Here is a 21,166-nt window from a genome sequence, read left to right on the forward strand (position 1 = left end):
CGGTGACAACGTCACCATCACCGTGAAGCTGATCGCCCCCATCGCCATGGAAGAAGGCCTGCGCTTCGCCATCCGCGAAGGTGGCCGCACCGTGGGTGCCGGCGTCGTCGCGAAGATCATGGAGTAAGGCATGGCCCAGCAGAAAATCCGCATCCGCCTCAAGGCGTTTGATTACAAGCTGATCGACCAGTCCGCTGCCGAGATCGTCGACACCGCCAAGCGCACCGGCGCGATCGTCAAGGGCCCGGTGCCCCTGCCGACCCGCATGAAGCGCTTCGACATCCTGCGCTCGCCGCACGTCAACAAGTCGAGCCGCGACCAGTTCGAGATCCGCACGCACCAGCGCCTGATGGACATCGTGGACCCGACCGACAAGACCGTGGACGCGCTGATGAAGCTGGACCTGCCGGCTGGCGTGGACGTCGAGATCAAGCTGCAGTAAGCCTCGCGGCTCTGCAGTTGCCCCAAAGGCCGCCTCCGGGCGGCCTTTTTTTCGGGGCCGTCCGGCTTGCGGCAGCCCGGGGCTTGGCAAGCCGGGCGCATCTGGGCTAAAATCTCACCCTTGGCCCGAAATGGGCCTGGCGTTGCCATTGGCAAACCCGGTGTGAAAGCAGCGGGAGCGGCGGCAGCGAATTTATCAACCCTCCTTCGTCGTGCCTCACGGCCACGAAAACGCGAGAGCCAATTGCAGCGCTCGCGGCGAAGGCAACGGAGTCAAAAACATGAGTCTGAGCACCTCTATGGGGTTGCTGGGCCGCAAGGTTGGCATGATGCGCCTCTTCACGGACGACGGCGATGCCGTGCCTGTGACGGTGGTGGACGTGTCCGGCAACCGCGTGACCCAGGTCAAGACCCAGGAGAACGACGGCTACGTGTCCCTGCAGGTCACGTTCGGCAAGCGCCGCGCCTCCCGTATCTCCAAGCCGATGGCTGGCCACCTTGCGAAAGCAGGCGTGGAGCCCGGTGAAATCATCAAGGAATTCCGCGTGACGGCCGACGCCGCCGCGAAGTACGCCGCCGGCGCCACCGTGCCCGCGACCGACGTCTTCGCCGTGGGCCAGAAGGTGGACGTGCAGGGCACGTCCATCGGCAAGGGCTACGCCGGCACCATCAAGCGCCACAACATGTCGTCCCAGCGCGCGTCGCACGGCAACAGCCGTTCGCACAACGTGCCCGGCTCGATCGGCATGGCGCAGGATCCCGGCCGCGTGTTCCCCGGCAAGCGCATGACCGGCCACATGGGCGACGACACCGTCACCACCCAGAACCTGGACATCTTCCGCATCGACGAAGCCCGCCAGCTGCTGCTGATCAAGGGCGCGGTTCCCGGCTCGAAGAACGGTTTCGTGACCGTGCGCCCGGCCGTCAAGGTCCCCGCCAAGAAGGGAGCCCAGTAATGCAACTCGAACTCCTGAACGAACAAGGCCAGGCCGCGTCCAAGATCGACGCGCCCGAGACCGTGTTCGGCCGTGAATACAACGAAGACCTGGTGCACCAGGTCGTCGTCGCCTTCCAGGCCAACGCCCGCCAGGGCACGCGCGCCCAGAAGGACCGCGCCACGGTCAAGCACTCGACCAAGAAGCCGTTCAAGCAGAAGGGCACCGGCCGCGCTCGCGCCGGCATGACCTCCTCCCCGCTGTGGCGTGGGGGCGGCCGCATCTTCCCGAACAGCCCGGAAGAGAACTTCACCCAGAAGCTCAACAAGAAGATGTACCGCGCCGGCATGGCGTCCATCTTCTCCCAGCTCGCCCGTGAGGGCCGCCTGGCCGTCGTCGATTCGATCAAGGTCGACTCGCCGAAGACCAAGCAGCTGGCCGCCCGTTTCAAGGCCATGAACCTGGAATCGGTGCTCGTGATCGCCGACGAGGTGGATGAGAACCTGTATCTCGCCTCGCGCAACCTGGCCAACGTGCTCGTCGTCGAGCCTCGCTACGCCGACCCGCTGTCGCTGGTGCACTACAAGAAGGTGCTGGTCACCAAGGCCGCCATCGACCAGCTCAAGGAGATGTTCGCATGAGCCGCGTGAACCCCACTCCCGCCGAGCGCACCTTCGAAGAAGGCCGCCTGATGCAGGTCCTGATCGCCCCGATCGTGTCCGAGAAGGCCACGCACGTCGCCGACAAGACCAACGCAGTCACCTTCAAGGTGCTGCAGAACGCCACCAAGCCTGAGATCAAGGCCGCCGTTGAACTGATGTTCAAGGTCGAAGTCCTGGGTGTGTCCGTCGTCAATACCAAGGGCAAGACGAAGCGCTTCGGCCGTTCCATCGGTCGCCGCGACAACGTCCGCAAGGCCTACGTCCGGCTCAAGCCGGGCCAGGAGCTGAACCTGTCCGGGGAGGCCGCGTAATCATGGCTGTCATCAAGATGAAACCCACTTCACCCGGCCAGCGTGGCATGGTGAAGATCTCGCGTGACCACCTGTACAAGGGTGAGGCCTACGCGCCCCTGCTGGAACCCCAGCACCAGAAGTCCGGCCGCAACAACAACGGCCACGTGACCACCCGCCACAAGGGCGGCGGCCACAAGCACCACTACCGCGTGGTGGACTTCGTGCGCAACAAGGACGGCATCCCGGCCAAGGTCGAGCGCGTCGAGTACGACCCCAACCGCACGGCCCACATCGCCCTGGTGTGCTACGCCGACGGCGAGCGCCGCTACATCATTGCCCCCCGCGGCATTGAAGTCGGCCAGACGCTGCTGTCCGGTGCCGAAGCCCCGATCCGGGCTGGCAACACGCTGCCGGTGCGCAACATCCCGGTCGGCTCCACGATCCACTGCATCGAGCTCAAGCCCGGCAAGGGCGCGCAGATCGCGCGTTCGGCTGGCGCCTCCGCCACGCTGCTGGCCCGTGAAGGCACCTACGCCCAGGTTCGCATGCGTTCCGGCGAAGTGCGCAAGATCCACATCGAGTGCCGCGCCACCATCGGCGAGGTTGCCAACGAAGAACACAGCCTGCGCCAGCTCGGCAAGGCCGGTGTGAAGCGCTGGATGGGTATCCGCCCGACCGTTCGCGGCGTGGTGATGAACCCGGTGGACCACCCGCACGGCGGTGGCGAGGGCAAGACCGGCGAAGGCCGTCACCCTGTCGACCCGTGGGGCAACCTGACCAAGGGTTACCGCACCCGCAACAACAAGCGCACGCAGGTCATGATCGTGTCGCGCCGCAAGAAATAAGAAGGGACCACAGACATGACTCGCTCCCTCAAAAAAGGTCCCTTCGTCGACCAGCACCTGGTGGCCAAGGCCGACAAGGCCGTGACGACCAAGGACAAGAAGCCGATCAAGACCTGGTCGCGTCGCTCCATGATCCTGCCCGAGTTCATCGGGCTGACGATCGCCGTCCACAACGGCAAGCAGCACGTGCCCGTGTACATCACCGACCAGATGGTGGGCCACAAACTGGGCGAATTCGCCCTGACGCGCACCTTCAAGGGTCACCCCGCGGACAAGAAAGTCCAGAAGAAATAAGGACCAGACCATGGAAACTCGTGCAGTGCTCCGCGGCGTCCGCCTGTCGGTCGACAAGGGCCGTCTGGTTGCTGACCTCATCCGCGGCAAGAAGGTGGACCAGGCCCTCAACATCCTGCAGTTCACGCCCAAGAAGGCCGCGCTCATCGTCAAGAAGGTGCTGGAGTCCGCGATCGCGAACGCCGAGCACAACGACGGCGCCGACATCGACGAACTTCGTGTCAAGACGATCTACGTCGAACAGGGCGCCACGCTCAAGCGTTTCACGGCCCGCGCCAAGGGCCGTGGCAACCGCATCAGCAAGCCCACGTGCCACGTGTACGTGACCGTCGGCAACTAAAAGGCACCAGGAAAAATGGGACAGAAAATCCATCCTACCGGCTTCCGTCTTTCGGTCAGCCGCAACTGGGCCAGCCGCTGGTACGCGAACAACCGTGACTTCGCCGGCATGCTGGCCGAGGACATCAAGGTCCGCGACTACCTCAAGAGCAAGCTGAAGAACGCCGCGGTCTCCCGCGTGCTGATCGAGCGCCCCGCCAAGAACGCCCGCATCACGATCTACTCCGCCCGTCCGGGCGTGGTGATCGGCAAGAAGGGCGAGGACATCGAGAACCTCAAGAAGGAACTCGCCACCCGCCTGGGCGTGCCGGTCGCTGTGAACATCGAGGAAGTGCGCAAGCCCGAAGTCGATGCCCAGCTGATCGCCGACTCGATCACCCAGCAGCTCGAGAAGCGCATCATGTTCCGCCGCGCGATGAAGCGCGCCATGCAGAACGCGATGCGCCTGGGCGCCCAGGGCATCAAGATCATGTCCGCCGGCCGCCTGAACGGCATCGAGATCGCGCGCACCGAGTGGTACCGCGAAGGCCGCGTGCCGCTCCACACCCTGCGTGCGGACATCGACTACGGCTTCTCCGAAGCCAAGACCACCTACGGCGTCATCGGCGTCAAGGTCTGGGTCTACAAGGGCGACACCCTGGGCCGCAACGACGCCCCGTCGCTGGACAGCACGCCGCGCCCCGAGGGCGAAGAGCGTCGCGGTCCGCGCGGCCCGCGCCGTGACGGTGACCGTCGTGGCGGCCCCGGCGGCGATCGCCGTGGTGCCCCGCGCCGTCCCGCCGCTGGCGGCCCCGGTGCCGGCACCACCAATGCCGCCCCCGTGGACGGCAGCGACAAGCCCGCTGAAGCAACCCCAGGCGCCGATGCGCCGAAATCTACCGTTAAGCGCGTCCGCAAAGCCGCGCCGGCTGGCACCCCCGCCGACGGTAAAGGAGAGTAAACATGCTGCAACCCGCTCGCCGGAAATACCGCAAGGAGCAGAAGGGCCGTAACACCGGCGTCGCCACCCGTGGCAACTCGGTGGCCTTCGGTGACTTCGGCCTCAAGTGCACGGACCGTGGTCGCCTGACGGCCCGCCAGATCGAGGCCGCGCGTCGCGCGATCTCCCGCCACGTCAAGCGTGGTGGCCGCATCTGGATCCGCGTGTTCCCCGACAAGCCGATTTCCCAGAAGCCTGCTGAAGTGCGTATGGGTAACGGCAAGGGCAACCCCGAGTACTACGTGGCCGAGATCCAGCCGGGCAAGGTCGTGTTCGAGATCGTCGGCGTGCCCGAAGAACTCGCCCGCGAGGCCTTCCGCCTGGCCGCCGCGAAGCTGCCGCTTCGCACCACGTTCGTTGCCCGCCAGATTGGCACCTGATCAGGAGAGACTCCATGAAAACTTCTGAACTGCGCCAGAAAGACGTCGCCGGCCTCGAGAACGAGGTCAAGGAACTGCAGAAGGCCCACTTCGGTCTTCGCATGCAGAAGGCGACCCAGCAACTGACCAACACCGCCACGCTGCGCCTGACGCGCCGCGACATCGCCCGCGCGAAGACCATCCTCGCGCAGAAGACGGCCGCCTCCAAGGAAGGACAAGCCCAATGAGTGAAGCCAAGACTTCCCTGAAGCGCACCCTCATCGGCAAGGTGGTGAGCGACAAGCGCACCAAGACCGTGACGGTGCTGGTCGAGCGCCGCGTCAAGCACGAGCTGTACGGCAAGATCGTTGCCAAGAGCAGCAAGTACCAGGCGCACGACGAGAAGGGCGAATTCCACCTCGGTGACATCATCGAGATCCAGGAAAGCCGCCCGATCTCCAAGACCAAGAGCTGGGTCGCGACCCGCCTGGTCGAGAAGGCCGCCGAGGTCTGATCCCGCGATCGACCCTGCGTCCTGCAGGCTCCCCGGAAACGGCCCACAATGTGGGCCGTTTTTCATTTTTACGAGGAGACAGGATGATCAAGGTTGGCGACGCACTGCCGGACGTGGTGCTGCAGGAGTATTCCGAAGTCGAGGGCAACGGCTGTTCCATCGGGCCCAACCCGGTGAAGGTGCACGAAGCGGCCGCGGGCAAGACGATTGCCCTGTTCGGGCTGCCCGGGGCCTACACCCCCACCTGCTCGGCCAAGCACGTGCCGGGCTATGTCCAGAAGTACGACGAGCTGAAGAAGGCCGGCGTGGACGAAATCTGGTGCGTGAGCGTGAACGATGCCTTCGTGATGGGCGCCTGGGCGCGTGACCAGCACACCGGCACCAAGGTGCGCATGCTGGCCGACGGCAGCGCCGACTTCGCCAAGGCCACCGGCCTGACGCTGGACCTCACCGGCCGGGGCATGGGCCTGCGCAGCACGCGCTACTCCATGCTGGTCAAGGACGGCAAGGTCGCCACCCTCAACATCGAAGGCCCCGGCAAGTTCGAGGTCAGCGACGCCGACACCCTGCTGGCGCAGGCCCGCGGCTGACCCGCAGGACCCTCGTCCTGCAATGAAGAAAGGCCGCCCCAGGGCGGCCTTTCGCATGGCGGACGGGCAGGGGCCTGCCTCGCCTCAGAGCTCGCACTGGAGGTAGTGCGCCCCCGGGATGGGGTTGTGGTAATAGGGCGGCACCTCGCGGAAGCCCAGTTCCGCGTAGAGGGCGCGCGCGGACTCCATCTCGTCCAACGTGTCCAGCAGCACGCAGCTGTAGCCTGCCTCGCGGGCGGCGTCCAGGATCGCCTCGGCCAGCGCGCGGCCCAGGCCCAGGCCCCGGAAGCGATCGCGCACGTACAGGCGCTTCATCTCGGCGGCGTTCGGCGCATCCACCGTGTCCAGCGGGCGCAGGGCGACACAGCCCGCCGGCTCCCCGTCCACGGTGGCCAGCAGCAGGGCACCGCGCGGCGGCGCGTAGTCACCGGGCAGCGCCGCCAGTTCGGCCTCGAAGCCCTGGAAGCACAGGTCGACGCCCAGGCCCTGGGCGTACTCCTGCATCAGCAGGCGCACCTGCTGCAGGGCTTCATCGGTGTCGGGGGTTTGAAGCGCGACGCGCGCGCGCTGCAGGGAGTCCAAGCGGGCCGGATCGAAAGAGGAGGGTGCCAGTGTAGCGCGCCTGCCAGCGCACGCCACCGGGGTCGCGGCCCCCGCCGCAGGGCCTCAGGCCTCGGCCAGCAGCTTCTCGATGAGCTGGTGCAGCTCGGCGAAGTCAGGCTCGCCGACGTAGCGCTTGACGATCTCGCCGTGCTTGTTGAGCAGGTAGGTGGTGGGCGTGAGCTGCACGTCACCCCAGGCCTTGGCGACCGCGCCGGTGTTGTCCAGCGCCACCTTGAAGGGGAGCTTGCGGGTCTGCGTGTAGTTGACGACGTAGCTGGGCGGGTCGTAGCTCATCGCCACCGCCAGGGTCTGGAAACCCTTGTCGTGGTACTTGTCGTAGGTGGCGATCATCTTGGGCATCTCGCCCACGCAGGTCACACAGCTGGTCGCCCAGAAGTTGACCAGGGTGACGCGGCCCTTCAGGTCCTGGGTGGTCTGGCGCGAGCCGTCCAGCAGCACGAAGGTCGACTGCGGCGCCGACTCGTGGCCGGCGCCCAGGGCAAAGTACGCGCCCACGGCCACCGCGGCGGCGGTGACGCCGGCGATCAGGAGGTTGCGTGAGGTCTTGCTGGCCATGTTCACACCATTCTAAGCATTTGGAGGTCAGATCGCCTTGAGATTCCTCAGTTCCCGGATCCGTGCGTCGGCGTCGGGCAGCAGCTCGCGCAGCACCTCATCCGTGTGCTGGCCGAGCAGCGGCGGCGGCAGGTCGGTGCGCACCGGCGTGGCGCCCAGCTTCATGGGGCTGGACACCAGGCGCAGGCCGGGGTTGAGGGGGTGGTCCCAGGCCGTGACCATGCCGCGCTCCTGCACCTGCGGGTCGGCGAAGACCTCGGCCAGGTTGTTGATCGCCCCGCAGGGCACCTTGGCGGCCTCCAGGGCGGGCAGCCAGGCCTGCTTGGGGCGGCTGCGCACGATCTCCTCCAGCAGGGGCACCAGCACCGCCCGGTTGCGCACGCGGTCCTGGTTGCGGGTGAAGCGCGGGTCGGCGGCGAGCTCCGGCCGGCCGGCGACCTCGCAGAACCGGGCGAACTGGCCGTCGTTGCCCACCGCAAGGATGAGGTGATCGCGCGAGCCGTCGGGGGCGGGCGCGGTCTCGAACACCTGGTAGGGGACGATGTTCTGGTGGGCGTTGCCGGAGCGGCCGGGCACCTTGCCACTCACCAGGTAGTTCGCGCCCAGGTTGGCGAGCATGGCCACCTGCGTGTCCAGCAGGGCCATGTCGATGGCCTGGCCTTCGCCCGTGCGTTCGGCATGGCGCAGCGCGGCCAGGATCGCGACGGTGGCATACATGCCGGTGAACAGGTCGGCCGCGGCCACGCCCACCTTCTGCGGGCCGCCGCCCAGGTCGTCGCGCTCGCCCGTGATGCTCATCAGGCCGCCCATGCCCTGCACGGCGTAGTCGTAGCCGGCGCGGTCGCGGTAGGGCCCGGTCTGGCCGAAGCCGGTGACGGAGCAGTAGACGATGGACGGGTTGACCGCCTTCATCGCCTCGTAGTCCAGGCCATAGCGCTTCAGGTCGCCGACCTTGAAGTTCTCCACCACCACGTGGCAGTGCCGCGCGAGTTCGCGCAGCAGGGCCTGGCCCGCGGGCTGCGCGATGTCGCAGGTGATGGAGCGCTTGTTGCGGTTGGCGCCCAGGTAGTAGGCGGCCTCGTGCGTGTCGTGGCCCTCGCGGTCCTGCAGGAAGGGCGGGCCCCAGCTGCGCGTGTCGTCGCCGCCGCCGGGGCGCTCGACCTTGATGACGTCGGCGCCCAGGTCGGCCAGGGTCTGCGTGCACCAGGGGCCGGCGAGCACGCGGGAGAGATCGAGGACGCGTATGCCTGAGAGGGAATTCATGGACATCGATTGTGACGCGGCCGAACATAATCGGACGATGCCCCGCCGATTTTCCGCCGCGCTGCTGTTCGCGCTTGCGGCCTGTTCCCCCACCCTGGACTGGCGCGAACTGCACGACGAAGCCAGCGGCTTGCGCATGACCTTCCCCTGCAAGCCTGACCGGGCGGAGCACCGCGCCGATTTCGCCGGCGCCTCGCGTGTGCTGCTGGCCCAGGGCTGCGAAGCCGGTGGCCTCATGTTCGCGGTGGTGCAGTCCGACCTGGGCGACGCCGGGCGCAGCGAGCAGGCCCTGCAAGACTGGAACCGCGCCACGCTCGCCAACATCCAGGCCCAGCCCGCGCAGCGGTCGCATTTCGTGCCGCGTGGCGCGCTGGACCTGCCGGCCTCGCAGCGGGTGCGGGCGCAGGGACGGCGCGCCGACGGCAGCACCATCGAGTCGCAGGCCGTGTATTTCGCCCGGGGCACGCGCGTGTTCCAGGCGGTCGTCTACGCGAAGGCGATGCGGCCCGAGGCGGCCGACACCTTCTTCACGGGCCTGGGCTTCGAATGAGCGGCCTGGGCCGGCAGCGCGCAGTCCTCGTCTTCCTCGCCTTCGCGTTCGCGTACTTCTTCTCCGCGGTGCTGCGGGCCATCACCGCCACGCTGGCGCCCACGCTCACGAGCGAATTCGCGCTCTCCGCCCAGGAGCTGGGCCTGCTGGCCGGGGGCTTCTTCTTCGGCTTCGCCGCGACGCAGCTGCCGCTGGGCCAGTGGCTGGACCGGCACGGCCCGCGCCGCGTGATGCTGGGCTTCATGGGCGTGGCCATCGCGGGCTGCCTGGCCTTCGCCTTCGCCGGCGGTTTCACCGCCCTGCTGGCGGCGCGGGTGCTGTGCGGGGTCGGCGTCAGCGCCTGCCTCATGGCGCCGCTGACCGGGTTCCGCTACTGGTTGTCGCCGCCGGCGCAACTGCGGGCCAACTCGTGGATGCTGATGACCGGCTCGCTGGGCATGCTGGCGTCCACGGTGCCGGTGCAGTGGCTGCTGCCCTTGATCGGCTGGCGGCCCGTGTTCTGGGGCCTGGCCGCAGGCATCGGCCTGGCCACGGCGGCCATCGCCTGGCTGCTGCCCGGCTGGGGCGCGGCCGGCGATGCCGAGCCCGCGGCCACCGACCCCGACCGCTCGTACGCGCGGGTCTGGGTGCACCCCTACTTCCGGCGCATGGCGCCCCTGGGCTTCGTGAACTACGGCGGCATGATCGCCATCCAGTCGCTGTGGGCCGGGCCCTGGATGGTGCGCCTGGGTGGGCTGGATGCCATCCACGCGGCGCGCGGGCTGTTCGCGATCAACTTCGCCATGCTGCTCACCTTCTGGAGCTGGGGCTGGCTCAACCCCTGGCTGGCGCGCCGCGGCATCAGCGTGGAACGCATGATCGCCTGGGGCACGCCCATCAGCCTGCTGGTGCTGGCGGCCAACGTGCTGGCCGGGCCCGCCGCCGGCGCGGCCTCCTGGGCCGCGTATTGCGTCAGCTCGACCTTCCTGTCGCTGGCGCAGCCCGCGGTCGGCATGGCCTTCCCGCGGGTCCTCGCGGGGCGGGCGCTCTCGGCCTTCAACCTCGTGGTCTTCGCCGGCGTGTTCAGCGTGCAGTGGGGGATCGGCCTGATCATCGATGCGCTGCTGGCCCTGGGCTGGACGCCGCTGTCGGCCTTTCGTGCCGCGCTCGCGACATTCCTCGTCGCCAGCGTGGCGTGCTACGCGGTTTTCCTGCGCGCGAAGGGATAATCGACCCACCCGATGAACGCCATCCTCCTCATTGCCCACGCGCCACTGTCCCATGCGCTGCGGGCATGCGCCCTGCACGTGTTCCCCGACTGCGGGAATGCCGTGGCCGCGATCGACGTGCAGCCCAACCTGCCGCCGGAGGAGACCCTGGCCATGGCCCGCATCGCGCTCGACCAGCTGGCGCGCCAGCCGGGCGTGACGGGCATCCTCGTGCTCACCGACATCTTCGGCGCCACGCCCGCCAACGTCGCCCAGAAGTTGGTGGACGGCGTCAAGTCACGCCTGATCACCGGCGTCAACCTGCCCATGCTGCTGCGCAGCGTGAGCTACCGCAACGAGCCGCTGGAGGCCCTGGTCTCGCGCGCCGTGATCGGTGGCACGCAGGGCGTCATGCAGGTGGCCGTCAGCGCACCCCAGAACCAGAACCGGAAGCTCCATGAGCAGGACCACCACGACCATCAGCAATAAGCTGGGGCTGCATGCCCGCGCCTCCGCCAAGCTCACCAAGCTGGCCGGCAGCTTCCCCTGCGAAGTGCACATCAGCAAGGGCGAGCGCCGCGTCAATGCCAAGAGCATCATGGGCGTGATGATGCTGGCCGCCGGCATGGGCAGCGAGGTCACCCTGGAAACCAGCGGCGAGCGCGAGCAGGAAGCCATGGACGCCCTGCTGGCCCTGATCGCGGACAAGTTCGGCGAGGGCGAATGACCTTCTCCATCCACGGCCTGGCCGTCGCCCGGGGCATCGCCATCGGGCGCGCCGTGCTGGTGGCGTCCAGCCGGGTGGACGTGGCGCACTACTTCATCGGCGCCGAGGAGGTCGAATCCGAGATCCAGCGTGTGCGCAGCGCGCGCAACGCCGTCGCCGAGGAGATCCATCGCCTTCAGCAGACCATCGTCGCGATGGGCCCCAAGGAGGCGCCGCACGAGCTGTCGGCCCTGCTGGACGTGCACCTGATGCTGTTGCAGGACGAGGACCTGATCAGCGGCGTCAAGCACTGGATCACCGAGCGGCTCTACAACGCGGAGTGGGCCCTGACCACCCAGCTCGAGGTGCTGGGCCGCCAGTTCGACGAGATGGAGGACGAGTACCTGCGCGGCCGCAAGGCCGACCTGGAGCAGGTGGCCGACCGCGTGCTGCGCCAGCTCAAGGGCGTGCCCTCCCCGGTGGCGCCCCCCGTCGGCGGGCGCCGGAAGACCCAGCAGGACCTGCTGCTGGACGATGCCACCGACGTGCCGCTGGTGCTGGTCGCGCACGACCTCTCGCCGGCCGACATGCTGCAGTTCAAGCAGAGCGTGTTCGCCGGCTTCGTCACCGACGTGGGCGGCCGCAACTCGCACACCGCCATCGTCGCGCGCAGCATGGACATCCCGGCCGTGGTGGGCGCCCGCAGCGCCAGCCAGCTGGTGCGCCAGGACGACTGGGTCATCATCGACGGCGACGCCGGGGTGATGATCGTGGACCCCTCGCCCATCATCCTCGCGGAGTACGGCTTCAAGCAGCGCCAGGGCGAGCTGGAGCGCGGCCGGCTGGCGCGCCTTCGCCACACGCCGGCCCTGACGCTGGACGGCCAGAAGATCGAGCTGCTGGCCAACATCGAGCTGCCGGAGGACGCTTCCGCCGCGCTGCTCGCCGGCTCGGTGGGTGTCGGCCTGTTCCGCAGCGAATTCCTCTTCATGGGCCGGCGCGGCCAGCTGCCCGGCGAGGAGGAGCAGTACCTCGCCTACCGCAAGGCGGTGGAGGGCATGCAGGGCCTGCCGGTGACCATACGCACCATCGACGTGGGCGCCGACAAGCCGCTGGACGACTCGCGCCGCGACGCCGCCCACCTGAACCCGGCCCTGGGCCTGCGCGCGATCCGCTGGAGCCTGGCCGAGCCGCAGATGTTCCTGACCCAGCTGCGTGCCATTCTGCGCGCGGCGGCCCATGGCAAGGTGCGCCTGCTGGTGCCCATGCTGGCCCATGCGAGCGAGATCCGGCAGACGCTGTCGCTGATCGACTTCGCGCGCGCCGAGCTGGACAACCGCGGCGTCGCCAGCGGGCGCGTGGAGGTGGGCGCCATGATCGAGATCCCCGCCGCGGCGCTGATCCTGCCCACCTTCCTCAAGTACTTCGACTTCCTCTCGATAGGCACCAACGACCTCATCCAGTACACGCTGGCGATCGACCGCGCCGACGAGTCCGTGGCCCACCTGTACGACCCGCTGCATCCCGCCGTGCTGCGCCTGGTGGCCGACACCATCGCCGCGGGCACGGCGGCGGGCAAGCATGTGAGCGTGTGCGGCGAGATGGCGGGCGACGTGGCCTTCACCCGCCTGCTGCTGGGCCTGGGGCTGCGCAGCTTTTCCATGCACCCGGCGCAGGTGCTGGCCGTCAAGCAGGAGGTGCTGCGCGCCGACACCACCCGGCTCGCGGCCTGGGCGCGTCAGGTCGTGGAGGCGGAAGACCCGTCGGCCGTGTTCACGGCCTGAGCGTCTGGCCCCTCGCCGCCGCGGGCCCGGGTGCCGGCCACGGCGGCGCCGATGATGAGCACCGCCGCTGCGGCGACGTTCCAGCGCAGCGGCCGGCCGGTCGCCAGCAGCAGCAGCAGGGTGGAGGCCAGCGGCGTGATGTACGACAGCACGCCCACCTGGCGCGGGTCGCCCAGCTTGAGCGCCTTGTCCCACAGGAAGAAGGCCGCGCCCAGGGGCCCCAGGCCCATCACCGCGATCAGCAGCAGGTCACGCCCGGACAGCGAGGCGGGCGGCTCCAGCCAGGCGTGGCAGGCGAGGGCGAGCAGGCCCGACACCAGGCCGAACAGGCCGATGGCGGCGGTCGGGAAGGGCGCGACGCGCCGTGTCATCAGGGAGTAGCTGGACCACATGAACGCCGAGGCCGCGGCCGCCAGGTAGCCCCAGGACCAGCCCCCGCCCGAGGCGCCGCCGCCCAGGATGGCGAGCGCCGCACCGCCGAAGCCCGCCAGTGCGGCCAGCACGTGCACCGCACGCAGCCGCAGGCCGGGCAGGAACAGCGGGGCCAGCACCACGATGCCCAGGGGCCAGAGGTAATTGACCAGGTTGGCCTCCACCGCCGGGGCGCTGCGCAGCGCGATGAAGAGCAGGAAGTGGTAGCCGAACAGGCCGTACAGGCCCAGCGCGAGCGTGGACGGGGGCACCCGCCACTGACGCGCCAGCGGCCAGGCGGGCACGCTGCCCACCAGCAGGGCGAGGCCGGTCAGCAGGAACGGCGGGACGTGCGACAGCCAGACGCCCAGCGTGGCCAGGGTCGCCCACAAGCCGATCGCGCCCAGCGCGTAGGCGTTGGCCGGCATCCCGCAGCGTTCAGCGCACGCCGGCGGCGTGGGCCTGCTGGTCGGCGTGGTAGCTCGAGCGCACCATGGCGCCCACGGCGGCGTGGGTGAAGCCCATTTCGTAGGCCTTGGCCTCGAACATCTTGAAGGTGTCCGGGTGCACGTAGCGGCGCACCGGCAGGTGCGAGGTGGAGGGCGCGAGGTACTGGCCGATGGTCAGCATCTCGATGTCGTGGGCGCGCATGTCGCGCATCACCTCGAGGATCTCCTCGTCGGTCTCGCCCAGGCCCACCATCAGGCCGCTCTTGGTGGGCACCTGCGGGAACAGGGCCTTGAACTTCTTCAGCAGGTTCAGGCTGAACTGGTAGTCGGAGCCCGGGCGCGCCTCGCGGTACAGGCGCGGGATGGTCTCCAGGTTGTGGTTCATCACGTCCGGCGGGGCGGCCTTGAGGATTTCCAGCGCGCGGTCGTCACGGCCGCGGAAATCGGGCACCAGGACCTCGATGGTGGTGCCGGGCGAGAGCTCGCGCGTCTTGCGGATGCACTCCACGAAGTGGCCCGCGCCGCCGTCGCGCAGGTCGTCCCGGTCGACCGAGGTGATCACCACGTACTTGAGCTGGAGGCGGGCGATGGTGGTGGCCAGGTTCAGCGGCTCGTCGGCGTCCAGCGGGTCGGGACGGCCGTGGCCCACGTCGCAGAAGGGGCAGCGCCGGGTGCACTTGTCGCCCATGATCATGAAGGTCGCCGTGCCCTTGCCGAAGCACTCGCCGATGTTCGGGCAGGAGGCTTCCTCGCAGACCGTGTTGAGCCTGGCCTCGCGCAGGATGCTCTTGATCTCGTAGAAGCGCGTGCTGGGCGAGCCGGCTTTCACGCGGATCCACTCCGGCTTCTTCAGCACCTCGCCCGCCTCGACCTTCACCGGGATGCGCGAGAGCTTGGCGGCGGCCTTCTGCTTGGCGCCAGCCCGGTAGGTCTCGACGGACTGCGCCTCGCGCACGACTTCGGTGGATTTCATGGTGGTCAGGGTGCTAGCCAGGTGCCCAGCTTGGCGGCAAGGATCGCCGCGGCTTCGTCCCAGGAGGTGGAGATGCCGATTGTAGAAAGATCGACCGTGGCCAGGCCCGGATAGCCGCAGGGATCGATACGCGAGAAGGGTTCCAGGTCCATGGCCACGTTCAGGGCCACCCCGTGGTACGTGCAGCTGCGGCTGACCTTGATGCCCAGCGCCGCGATCTTGCCCAGGCCGCTGAAGTCGGGCCGGGCCGGGTCGCCGGGCGGCAGTGCCGCATGGCTGGACGGATCGGCGATGCGCACGTAGACGCCCGGGGCGCCGCGCACGCGGTGGCCGGTGACGCCGAAGTGGCCCAGGGTGCGGATCACCGCCTCTTCCAGGCGGTGCACGTACTCCTTCACGAAGTAGCCGCGCCGCCCCAGGTCTAGCAGCGGGTAGGCCACCACCTGCCCGGGCCCGTGGTAGGTCACCTGGCCGCCCCGGTTGCTGGCCACCACCGGGATCTCGCCCGGGCCCAGCACGTGCTCGGCCCGTCCGGCCAGGCCCTGGGTGAAGACCGGCGGGTGCTCGCAGAGCCAGAGCTCGTCCGGCGTGGTTGCGTCGCGCGTGGCGGTGAAGGCCTGCATGGCCGCGTAGGTGGGCAGGTAGTCCACCCGCCCCAGCGGCCGCGCCGCCAGGCTCACAGCACGACCTTGACCATGGGATGGGTGGTCAGGGTCCGGTAGAGCTCGTCCAGCTGCTCGCGGCTGGTCGCCGTGATCGTGATCGTGATGCCCAGGTAATTGCCGCCCCGGCTGTCGCGCAGCTCGATGCTGGCCGGGTCGAAGCCGGGGTCGAAGTGCATCGCCACCCGCGTGATGGCCTCCACGAAGCCCTCCACCTTGGCGCCCATCACCTTGATGGGGAAGCGGGAGGGGTACTCGATCAGGGATTCGGAAGACGGGGTGCTCATGCGGGGTCCGGAGGTCAGGCGGCGCTCTTCGCCCGCTGGTAGCCGGCGTACAGCTTCTCGTAGATGGGGCCCGGCCGGCCGTTTCCAACCGGTTGCCCGTCGATGCGCGTGACGGCCAGGATTTCCTTGGTGGCGCTGGAGATGAGCACCTCGTCCGCGGCCAGCACCTCGGCCTGGGGAATGCGGCGCAACGCGAAGGGGATGCCCTGCTCGCGGCAGAGTTCTTCCATGAGGCCGTAGCGTATGCCCTCGAGCACCAGGTTGTCGCGCGGCGAGCCGGCCACCTTCCCATCCTTGACGACCCAGGCATTCACCGCCGCGCCTTCGCTCAGGAAACCGTCGCGGAACATGAGGGTCTCCATCGCGCCCGCGTCGGCGCCCATCTGCCGCGCCAGCACCGAGCCGGCCAGGCTGATGCTCTTGACGTGCGCCATCTTCCAGCGGAAATCTTCCGCGGTGATGCATGCCACGCCCTGCGCGCGGTCGGCGGGCGACACCGGGTTCATGCGGCTGGCCATGGCGAACACGGTGGGCTGCACGTCCTTGGGGAAGAGGTGGTCGCGCACGGCCACGCCGCGCGTCACCTGGATATAGATGAGCAGGTCGCCGGCAGTGCCGCCCGCGCGGGCGGCCGACTCCGCGATCAGGCGGTCCACCAGGGCGCGCCACTCGCCATCGGCCATGGGGTTGGCGATGCGCAGCGCGCCCAGGCTGCGGCCCAGCCGCGCCAGGTGCTCGGCGAGGCGGAACGGGCGGCCCGCGTACACCGGCACGACCTCATAGATGCCGTCGCCAAAGATGAAGCCGCGATCCAGCACGCTGACCTTGGCATCGCGTACGGAGCTGAATTCGCCATTGAGATAACAGGGCAGGTCGGGGAGGGCGGTCGTGCTCATGCCCTTATTGTCGTTCGCGCGCGACGCCCCGGTACGGTGCACGGCCCGAAAACGCACCGTACGCCATCAAAGCCTTGGGCCTCGGTCGGATACGGGTGGCCGATGAGGGGTTTCTACTTATAATGAGAGGCTTTGTGCGAATTCAGGGTTCACATTGGGGCGCACCGAAATGAAAACAACAGCCCCACTGCCTGGTTCGACGGAGGACGAGCCCCCGATCACGCCGCTGACCGCCGAACAGGCGCGCCATCTGCGTGAACTGCACCCGCCGGTTTCCCCCTGGTGGGTCGTGGCGGGGCAGGCTGTGGTGGGGCTCCTGGCGGCGTTGGCCGCCTGGGGGCTCACCGGGAGGCAAAACGTTGGGTGGTCCACCGGTTACGGTGCGCTGGCTGTGGTCTTGCCTGCGGCCTTGTTCGCACGGGGGCTCACATCACGTTTTTCTTCGCTGAACGCGGGCACCGCGGCAGTCGGCTTCATGGTGTGGGAGATGGTCAAGATTGCTTCGACGATCGCGCTCATGGCGCTGGCGCCGAAGCTGGTGGCGGGATTGAGCTGGCCGGCGATGCTGGTGGGCCTGGTCCTGGCGATGAAGGTGTACTGGCTGGCCCTGGCGTATTCGCCGAAGCCCGCCGGTGTCAAGAACGAGTCTTAAAGGTTGAACAGAGCACATGGCTGCCGAGAACGCTGCTGAACACGTCGCCGAACATGCGCCGACCGCAGGCGAGTACATCCTGCACCACCTGACCTTCTGGCAGAACCAGAAGCCGGCGAACGTCGTCGACTTCTCCGTCGTGAACATCGACACGGTGTTCTACGCCGCGCTGCTGGGCCTGATCGCCTGCTTCTTCATGTGGAACGCTGCCCGCAAGGCCACCTCCGGCGTGCCCGGCCGCTTCCAGGCCGCCGTCGAAGTGCTGGTCGAGATGGTGGAATCGCAGGCCAAGGGCATCGTGCACAACGCCACGAGCCGCAAGTTCATCTCCCCGCTCGCGCTCACCGTGTTCGTCTGGATCTTCCTGATGAACGCGATGGACCTGCTGCCGGTCGACCTGCTGCCCTTCATCTGGGGCAAGATCGCGGCGGCCCAGGGCCATGACCCCGAGCACGCCTTCATGCGCGTGGTGCCCACCGCCGACCTGTCCATGACCATGGGCCTGTCCGTCGGCGTGCTGCTGGTCTGCCTGTACTACAACGCCAAGATCAAGGGCATCGGCGGCTGGGCCCACGAGCTCGTCACCGCGCCTTTCGGCACCAGCAAGAACCCGGTCTTCGCCGTGATCCTGGGCATCCTGAACTTCGCGATGCAGATCATCGAGTTCATCGCCAAGACCGTCTCGCACGGCATGCGGCTGTTCGGCAACATGTACGCCGGCGAACTGATCTTCCTGCTGATCGCCCTGATGGGCGGCGCCTGGTCCGTCTCCGCGACCGGCATCGGCCTGGCCATCGGCCACATCATCGCCGGCACCGCCTGGGCCATCTTCCACATCCTGATCATCACGCTGCAAGCCTTCGTGTTCATGATGCTGGCGCTCGTCTACCTGGGCCAGGCCCACGACGCGCACTGACCGTTTTCGTTTCTCTCCCTTCCTCCCTTAACCAACCAAAGTCCACTTAGGAGCAATCATGGAAGTTATCAGCTTTGTCGCCCTGGCCGCCGGCCTGATCATCGGTCTGGGTGCCATCGGCGCCTGCATCGGCATCGGCATCATGGGCAGCAAGTACCTCGAGTCGGCCGCTCGCCAGCCCGAACTGATGAACGAACTGCAGACCAAGATGTTCCTGCTGGCCGGCCTGATCGACGCCGCCTTCATTATCGGTACCGGTATCGCCCTGTGGTTCGCCACCGCCAACCCGTTCCTGGGTCAGCTGGCCAACCTGCCGAAGTAATCCGCCGCGGTTCACCCATGCCCGGACGCGGAATGCGCACCGGGCGAAGGACACTACAGTGAGCATCACCGCAACCCTGATCATCCAGATGATCGTGTTCCTGATCCTGGTCGGGTTCACGATGAAGTTCGTCTGGCCGCCCATCGCGACGGCCCTGGACGAGCGCGCGAAGAAGATCGCCGACGGCCTCGCCGCCGCCGACAAGGCCAAGGCCGACCTGGCTGCCGCCGACAAGCGCGTCGAACAGGAGCTGGCCAAGACCCGCAACGAGACCGCTGCCCTGCTGGCCGACGCCGAGCGCCGTGCCCAGGCCATCGTCGAGGAAGCCAAGTCGCGCGCGACCGAGGAGGGCAACAAGATCATCGCCGCCGCCCGTGCCGAAGCCGAGCACCAGACCGTGAAGGCCCGCGAGGTCCTGCGCGAGCAGGTCGCCGCCCTGGCCGTGCGTGGCGCCGAACAGATCCTGCGCAAGGAAGTGAACGCTTCCGTGCACGCCGACCTGCTCAACCGCCTCCAGACCGAGCTCTAAGGAAAGCCGCAAGACCATGGCTGAACTCGCCACGATTGCCCGTCCCTACGCCGAGGCGCTGTACAAGGCGTCCCAGGCGGACCTCAACGGCACGTCCCAATGGCTCGACGCGTTGGCCGCGGTGGCTGGCAACGAGCAGCTGCTGCAGTTCGCCGACAACCCGAAGGTGACGAGCCAGCAGGTGTTCGACGTGATCGCCGGGGTGGCCAAGGTCGACCTGTCGCCCGCCGGCGCCAACTTCCTGCGCACCGTGATCGAAAACGGCCGCGTGCAGGCCCTGCCCGAGGTGGCCAGCCAGTTCCGCGCGTTGAAGAACGCGCAGGCCGGCGCCTCCGACGCGGTGGTCTACAGTGCGTTCCCGATCGCCGCCGACCAGCTCGCCGCACTCGCGCGCAAGCTGGAAACGCGTTTCGGCCGCAAGCTGAACCTGAGCGTCCAGGAAGACGCCGCCCTGATCGGCGGCGTGCGTGTGGTCGTTGGCGACGAGGTGCTCGACACCTCCGTCCGTGCCCGCCTTGAACAAATGAAAGTCGCGCTGACCGCCTGAGGGCGGTACGGCCAACCATTTAGGAAAGAGTCATGCAACTCAATCCCGCAGAAATCTCCGAACTGATCAAGAGCCGGATCGAGGGCCTGGCCGCCAGCGCCGACATCCGCAACCAGGGCACCGTGATCTCGGTGACCGACGGCATCTGCCGCATCCACGGCCTGTCCGACGCGATGGCCGGCGAAATGCTGGAGTTCCCCGCCACCGCGGACGGCACGCCGACCTTCGGCCTGGCGCTGAACCTCGAGCGCGACTCCGTCGGCGCCGTGATTCTGGGCGAGTACGAGCACATCTCCGAAGGCGACACCGTGAAGTGCACGGGCCGCATCCTGGAAGTGCCCGTCGGCCCCGAGCTGATCGGCCGCGTGGTGAACGCCCTGGGCCAGCCCATCGACGGCAAGGGCCCGATCAACGCCAAGATGACGGACGTGATCGAGAAGGTCGCTCCCGGCGTGATCGCGCGTAAATCGGTGGACCAGCCGGTGCAGACCGGCCTGAAGGCCATCGACTCCATGGTGCCGATCGGCCGTGGCCAGCGCGAGCTGATCATCGGCGACCGCCAGACCGGCAAGTCCGCCGTGGCCGTCGACACGATCATCAACCAGAAGGGCCAGAACATGGTCTGCGTCTACGTGGCCATCGGCCAGAAGGCGTCGACCGTGAAGAACCTGGTGCGTGCCCTGGAGCAGAACGGCGCGATGGAATACACCATCGTCGTGGCCGCGACCGCTTCCGAGTCCGCCGCCATGCAGTACGTCTCCGCGTACGCCGGCTGCACCATGGGTGAGTACTTCCGCGATCGCGGCCAAGACGCCCTCATCATCTATGACGACCTGTCCAAGCAGGCCGTCGCCTACCGCCAGGTCTCGCTGCTGCTGCGCCGTCCTCCGGGCCGCGAAGCCTACCCCGGCGACGTGTTCTATCTCCACAGCCGCCTGCTCGAGCGCGCCGCCCGCGTGAACGCCGACTACGTCGAGAAGTTCACCAACGGCGAAGTCAAGGGCAAGACCGGTTCGCTGACGGCCCTGCCGATCATCGAGACGCAGGCCGGCGACGTGTCCGCGTTCGTGCCGACCAACGTGATCTCGATCACCGACGGCCAGATCTTCCTGGAAACCAGCCTGTTCAACGCCGGTGTCCGTCCCGCCATCAACGCCGGTATCTCCGTGTCCCGCGTGGGCGGTGCCGCGCAGACCAAGCTGATCAAGGGCCTGTCCGGCGGTATCCGTACCGACCTGGCGCAGTACCGTGAGCTGGCCGCGTTCGCGCAGTTCGCCTCCGACCTGGACGCCGCCACCCGCAAGCAGCTGGACCGCGGCGCCCGCGTGACCGAGCTGCTCAAGCAGCCCCAGTACAGCCCGCTGTCCATCGCCACGATGGCCGCCTCGCTGTTCGCGGTGAACAAGGGCTACTTCGACGACCTGGACGTGAAGAAGGTCCTGGCCTTCGAACACGGCCTGCACGGCTACCTGAAGGACAAGCACGCTGCCCTGATGGACAAGCTGGAGCAGAACAAGGCGATGGACAAGGATGCCGAGGCCGAACTGACCGCTGCGATCGAAGCGTTCAAGAAGACCTTCGCTTAACCCCCCGCAGGAACCA

Annotated in this window: 32 protein-coding genes; 24 read left to right on the forward strand and 8 right to left on the reverse strand. The window is 68.0% G+C overall.

Annotation, left to right across the window (positions count from 1 at the left end; genetic code table 11):
• From IM725_RS12925 to IM725_RS12985, 13 genes are all read left to right on the forward strand, one after another.
• Window positions 1–127 (forward strand): EF-Tu C-terminal domain-related protein (locus tag IM725_RS12925; protein ID WP_456096306.1); only part of this gene is annotated, 127 nt, incomplete at its 5' end.
• A 3-nt stretch (window positions 128–130) separates the two neighbouring features.
• A complete protein-coding gene (gene rpsJ / locus IM725_RS12930; protein WP_145895499.1) occupies window positions 131–442 on the forward strand; it encodes a 30S ribosomal protein S10 in 312 nt (103 codons plus the stop codon).
• A 280-nt stretch (window positions 443–722) separates the two neighbouring features.
• Window positions 723–1,397 carry a 50S ribosomal protein L3 gene (rplC, locus tag IM725_RS12935; RefSeq protein ID WP_193781015.1) on the forward strand — a complete coding sequence of 225 codons (675 nt, stop codon included), beginning with the start codon at window positions 723–725 and terminating at the stop codon, window positions 1,395–1,397.
• Window positions 1,397–2,017, forward strand: coding sequence for a 50S ribosomal protein L4 (gene rplD / locus IM725_RS12940; RefSeq protein WP_193781016.1), 621 nt, complete (start codon window positions 1,397–1,399; stop codon window positions 2,015–2,017). Before rplC ends, rplD begins: the two co-directional genes overlap by 1 nt.
• Window positions 2,014–2,349, forward strand: a complete 336-nt coding sequence (rplW, locus tag IM725_RS12945; RefSeq protein WP_193781017.1) for a 50S ribosomal protein L23 — start codon at window positions 2,014–2,016, stop codon at window positions 2,347–2,349. Before rplD ends, rplW begins: the two co-directional genes overlap by 4 nt.
• A gap of 2 nt (window positions 2,350–2,351) precedes the next feature.
• Window positions 2,352–3,176, forward strand: a complete 825-nt coding sequence (gene rplB / locus IM725_RS12950; protein WP_193781018.1) for a 50S ribosomal protein L2 — start codon at window positions 2,352–2,354, stop codon at window positions 3,174–3,176.
• Between the two features lie 15 nt (window positions 3,177–3,191).
• The gene (gene rpsS, locus IM725_RS12955; protein ID WP_193781019.1) at window positions 3,192–3,470 is read left to right on the forward strand and encodes a 30S ribosomal protein S19; all 279 of its coding nucleotides are present in this window, start codon (window positions 3,192–3,194) and stop codon (window positions 3,468–3,470) included.
• 10 nt (window positions 3,471–3,480) lie between these two features.
• Complete coding sequence (gene rplV / locus IM725_RS12960) at window positions 3,481–3,810, forward strand: 50S ribosomal protein L22 (RefSeq protein ID WP_193781020.1); 330 nt, start codon at window positions 3,481–3,483, stop codon at window positions 3,808–3,810.
• A gap of 15 nt (window positions 3,811–3,825) precedes the next feature.
• The gene (rpsC, locus tag IM725_RS12965; RefSeq protein WP_193781021.1) at window positions 3,826–4,749 is read left to right on the forward strand and encodes a 30S ribosomal protein S3; all 924 of its coding nucleotides are present in this window, start codon (window positions 3,826–3,828) and stop codon (window positions 4,747–4,749) included.
• 2 nt (window positions 4,750–4,751) lie between these two features.
• The gene (rplP, locus tag IM725_RS12970; RefSeq protein WP_193781022.1) at window positions 4,752–5,168 is read left to right on the forward strand and encodes a 50S ribosomal protein L16; all 417 of its coding nucleotides are present in this window, start codon (window positions 4,752–4,754) and stop codon (window positions 5,166–5,168) included.
• Between the two features lie 14 nt (window positions 5,169–5,182).
• Complete coding sequence (rpmC, locus tag IM725_RS12975) at window positions 5,183–5,395, forward strand: 50S ribosomal protein L29 (RefSeq protein WP_193781023.1); 213 nt, start codon at window positions 5,183–5,185, stop codon at window positions 5,393–5,395.
• Window positions 5,392–5,661, forward strand: coding sequence for a 30S ribosomal protein S17 (gene rpsQ / locus IM725_RS12980; protein ID WP_193781024.1), 270 nt, complete (start codon window positions 5,392–5,394; stop codon window positions 5,659–5,661). Before rpmC ends, rpsQ begins: the two co-directional genes overlap by 4 nt.
• A gap of 83 nt (window positions 5,662–5,744) precedes the next feature.
• Window positions 5,745–6,251 (forward strand): peroxiredoxin, encoded by a 507-nt coding sequence (locus tag IM725_RS12985; RefSeq protein ID WP_193781025.1) that lies wholly within the window; start codon window positions 5,745–5,747, stop codon window positions 6,249–6,251.
• An 84-nt stretch (window positions 6,252–6,335) separates the two neighbouring features.
• Here IM725_RS12985 and IM725_RS12990 read toward each other — a convergent pair whose 3' ends face one another.
• The 3 genes from IM725_RS12990 to IM725_RS13000 all read right to left on the reverse strand — a co-directional run bounded on the left by IM725_RS12990 (window position 6,336) and on the right by IM725_RS13000 (window position 8,693).
• Window positions 6,336–6,824 (reverse strand): GNAT family N-acetyltransferase, encoded by a 489-nt coding sequence (locus IM725_RS12990; RefSeq protein WP_227753796.1) that lies wholly within the window; start codon window positions 6,822–6,824, stop codon window positions 6,336–6,338.
• A gap of 93 nt (window positions 6,825–6,917) precedes the next feature.
• Window positions 6,918–7,430 carry a TlpA family protein disulfide reductase gene (locus IM725_RS12995; RefSeq protein WP_193781026.1) on the reverse strand — a complete coding sequence of 171 codons (513 nt, stop codon included), beginning with the start codon at window positions 7,428–7,430 and terminating at the stop codon, window positions 6,918–6,920.
• A gap of 27 nt (window positions 7,431–7,457) precedes the next feature.
• The gene (locus tag IM725_RS13000) at window positions 7,458–8,693 is read right to left on the reverse strand and encodes a CaiB/BaiF CoA transferase family protein (protein WP_193781027.1); all 1,236 of its coding nucleotides are present in this window, start codon (window positions 8,691–8,693) and stop codon (window positions 7,458–7,460) included.
• Between the two features lie 37 nt (window positions 8,694–8,730).
• Here IM725_RS13000 and IM725_RS13005 point away from each other — a divergent pair, with 37 nt between their 5' ends.
• From IM725_RS13005 to ptsP, 5 genes are read left to right on the forward strand one after another with little or no spacing between them, the layout of a single operon-like run.
• Entirely contained in the window at window positions 8,731–9,243 is a 513-nt protein-coding gene (locus tag IM725_RS13005) for a hypothetical protein (RefSeq protein ID WP_193781028.1), read from the forward strand.
• Complete coding sequence (locus IM725_RS13010) at window positions 9,240–10,451, forward strand: MFS transporter (RefSeq protein WP_193781029.1); 1,212 nt, start codon at window positions 9,240–9,242, stop codon at window positions 10,449–10,451. Before IM725_RS13005 ends, IM725_RS13010 begins: the two co-directional genes overlap by 4 nt.
• 12 nt (window positions 10,452–10,463) lie before the next feature.
• Entirely contained in the window at window positions 10,464–10,919 is a 456-nt protein-coding gene (locus IM725_RS13015; protein WP_193781030.1) for a PTS sugar transporter subunit IIA, read from the forward strand.
• Complete coding sequence (locus IM725_RS13020) at window positions 10,888–11,157, forward strand: HPr family phosphocarrier protein (RefSeq protein ID WP_193781031.1); 270 nt, start codon at window positions 10,888–10,890, stop codon at window positions 11,155–11,157. Before IM725_RS13015 ends, IM725_RS13020 begins: the two co-directional genes overlap by 32 nt.
• The gene (ptsP, locus tag IM725_RS13025; protein ID WP_193781032.1) at window positions 11,154–12,920 is read left to right on the forward strand and encodes a phosphoenolpyruvate--protein phosphotransferase; all 1,767 of its coding nucleotides are present in this window, start codon (window positions 11,154–11,156) and stop codon (window positions 12,918–12,920) included. Before IM725_RS13020 ends, ptsP begins: the two co-directional genes overlap by 4 nt.
• Here the strand turns inward: ptsP and IM725_RS13030 are convergent.
• Genes IM725_RS13030 through IM725_RS13050 form a run of 5 tightly spaced genes read right to left on the reverse strand, consistent with a single transcriptional unit; the run spans window position 12,875 to window position 16,598 of the window.
• On the reverse strand, window positions 12,875–13,759 hold the full coding sequence (locus IM725_RS13030; protein ID WP_193781033.1) for a DMT family transporter: 885 nt from the start codon (window positions 13,757–13,759) through the stop codon (window positions 12,875–12,877). The genes ptsP and IM725_RS13030 overlap by 46 nt on opposite strands.
• 10 nt (window positions 13,760–13,769) lie before the next feature.
• Window positions 13,770–14,753: a lipoyl synthase gene (gene lipA, locus IM725_RS13035; RefSeq protein ID WP_227753794.1), complete on the reverse strand. Its 984-nt coding sequence runs from the start codon at window positions 14,751–14,753 to the stop codon at window positions 13,770–13,772.
• Between the two features lie 5 nt (window positions 14,754–14,758).
• Window positions 14,759–15,427, reverse strand: a complete 669-nt coding sequence (gene lipB / locus IM725_RS13040) for a lipoyl(octanoyl) transferase LipB (protein ID WP_193781051.1) — start codon at window positions 15,425–15,427, stop codon at window positions 14,759–14,761.
• Between the two features lie 2 nt (window positions 15,428–15,429).
• Window positions 15,430–15,702 (reverse strand): YbeD family protein, encoded by a 273-nt coding sequence (locus tag IM725_RS13045; RefSeq protein WP_193781034.1) that lies wholly within the window; start codon window positions 15,700–15,702, stop codon window positions 15,430–15,432.
• A gap of 14 nt (window positions 15,703–15,716) precedes the next feature.
• A complete protein-coding gene (locus tag IM725_RS13050; protein ID WP_193781035.1) occupies window positions 15,717–16,598 on the reverse strand; it encodes a D-amino acid aminotransferase in 882 nt (293 codons plus the stop codon).
• 169 nt (window positions 16,599–16,767) lie between these two features.
• Between IM725_RS13050 and IM725_RS13055 the strand changes: the two genes are divergently transcribed.
• From IM725_RS13055 to atpA, 6 genes are read left to right on the forward strand one after another with little or no spacing between them, the layout of a single operon-like run.
• On the forward strand, window positions 16,768–17,250 hold the full coding sequence (locus IM725_RS13055; RefSeq protein ID WP_193781036.1) for an ATP synthase subunit I: 483 nt from the start codon (window positions 16,768–16,770) through the stop codon (window positions 17,248–17,250).
• 16 nt (window positions 17,251–17,266) lie between these two features.
• The gene (gene atpB / locus IM725_RS13060; RefSeq protein WP_193781037.1) at window positions 17,267–18,166 is read left to right on the forward strand and encodes a F0F1 ATP synthase subunit A; all 900 of its coding nucleotides are present in this window, start codon (window positions 17,267–17,269) and stop codon (window positions 18,164–18,166) included.
• Window positions 18,167–18,224: 58 nt separating this feature from the next.
• On the forward strand, window positions 18,225–18,488 hold the full coding sequence (gene atpE / locus IM725_RS13065; protein WP_227753795.1) for a F0F1 ATP synthase subunit C: 264 nt from the start codon (window positions 18,225–18,227) through the stop codon (window positions 18,486–18,488).
• A 58-nt stretch (window positions 18,489–18,546) separates the two neighbouring features.
• Window positions 18,547–19,017 (forward strand): F0F1 ATP synthase subunit B, encoded by a 471-nt coding sequence (locus IM725_RS13070; RefSeq protein WP_193781038.1) that lies wholly within the window; start codon window positions 18,547–18,549, stop codon window positions 19,015–19,017.
• A gap of 16 nt (window positions 19,018–19,033) precedes the next feature.
• Window positions 19,034–19,564: a F0F1 ATP synthase subunit delta gene (locus IM725_RS13075; RefSeq protein WP_193781039.1), complete on the forward strand. Its 531-nt coding sequence runs from the start codon at window positions 19,034–19,036 to the stop codon at window positions 19,562–19,564.
• Window positions 19,565–19,596: 32 nt separating this feature from the next.
• Window positions 19,597–21,150, forward strand: coding sequence for a F0F1 ATP synthase subunit alpha (gene atpA / locus IM725_RS13080; RefSeq protein WP_193781040.1), 1,554 nt, complete (start codon window positions 19,597–19,599; stop codon window positions 21,148–21,150).
• The last annotated feature ends 16 nt before the right edge of the window (window positions 21,151–21,166 follow it).

It is taken from the genome of Ramlibacter aquaticus (genome assembly GCF_015159745.1).
GTDB classification, from domain to species: domain Bacteria; phylum Pseudomonadota; class Gammaproteobacteria; order Burkholderiales; family Burkholderiaceae_C; genus Ramlibacter; species Ramlibacter aquaticus.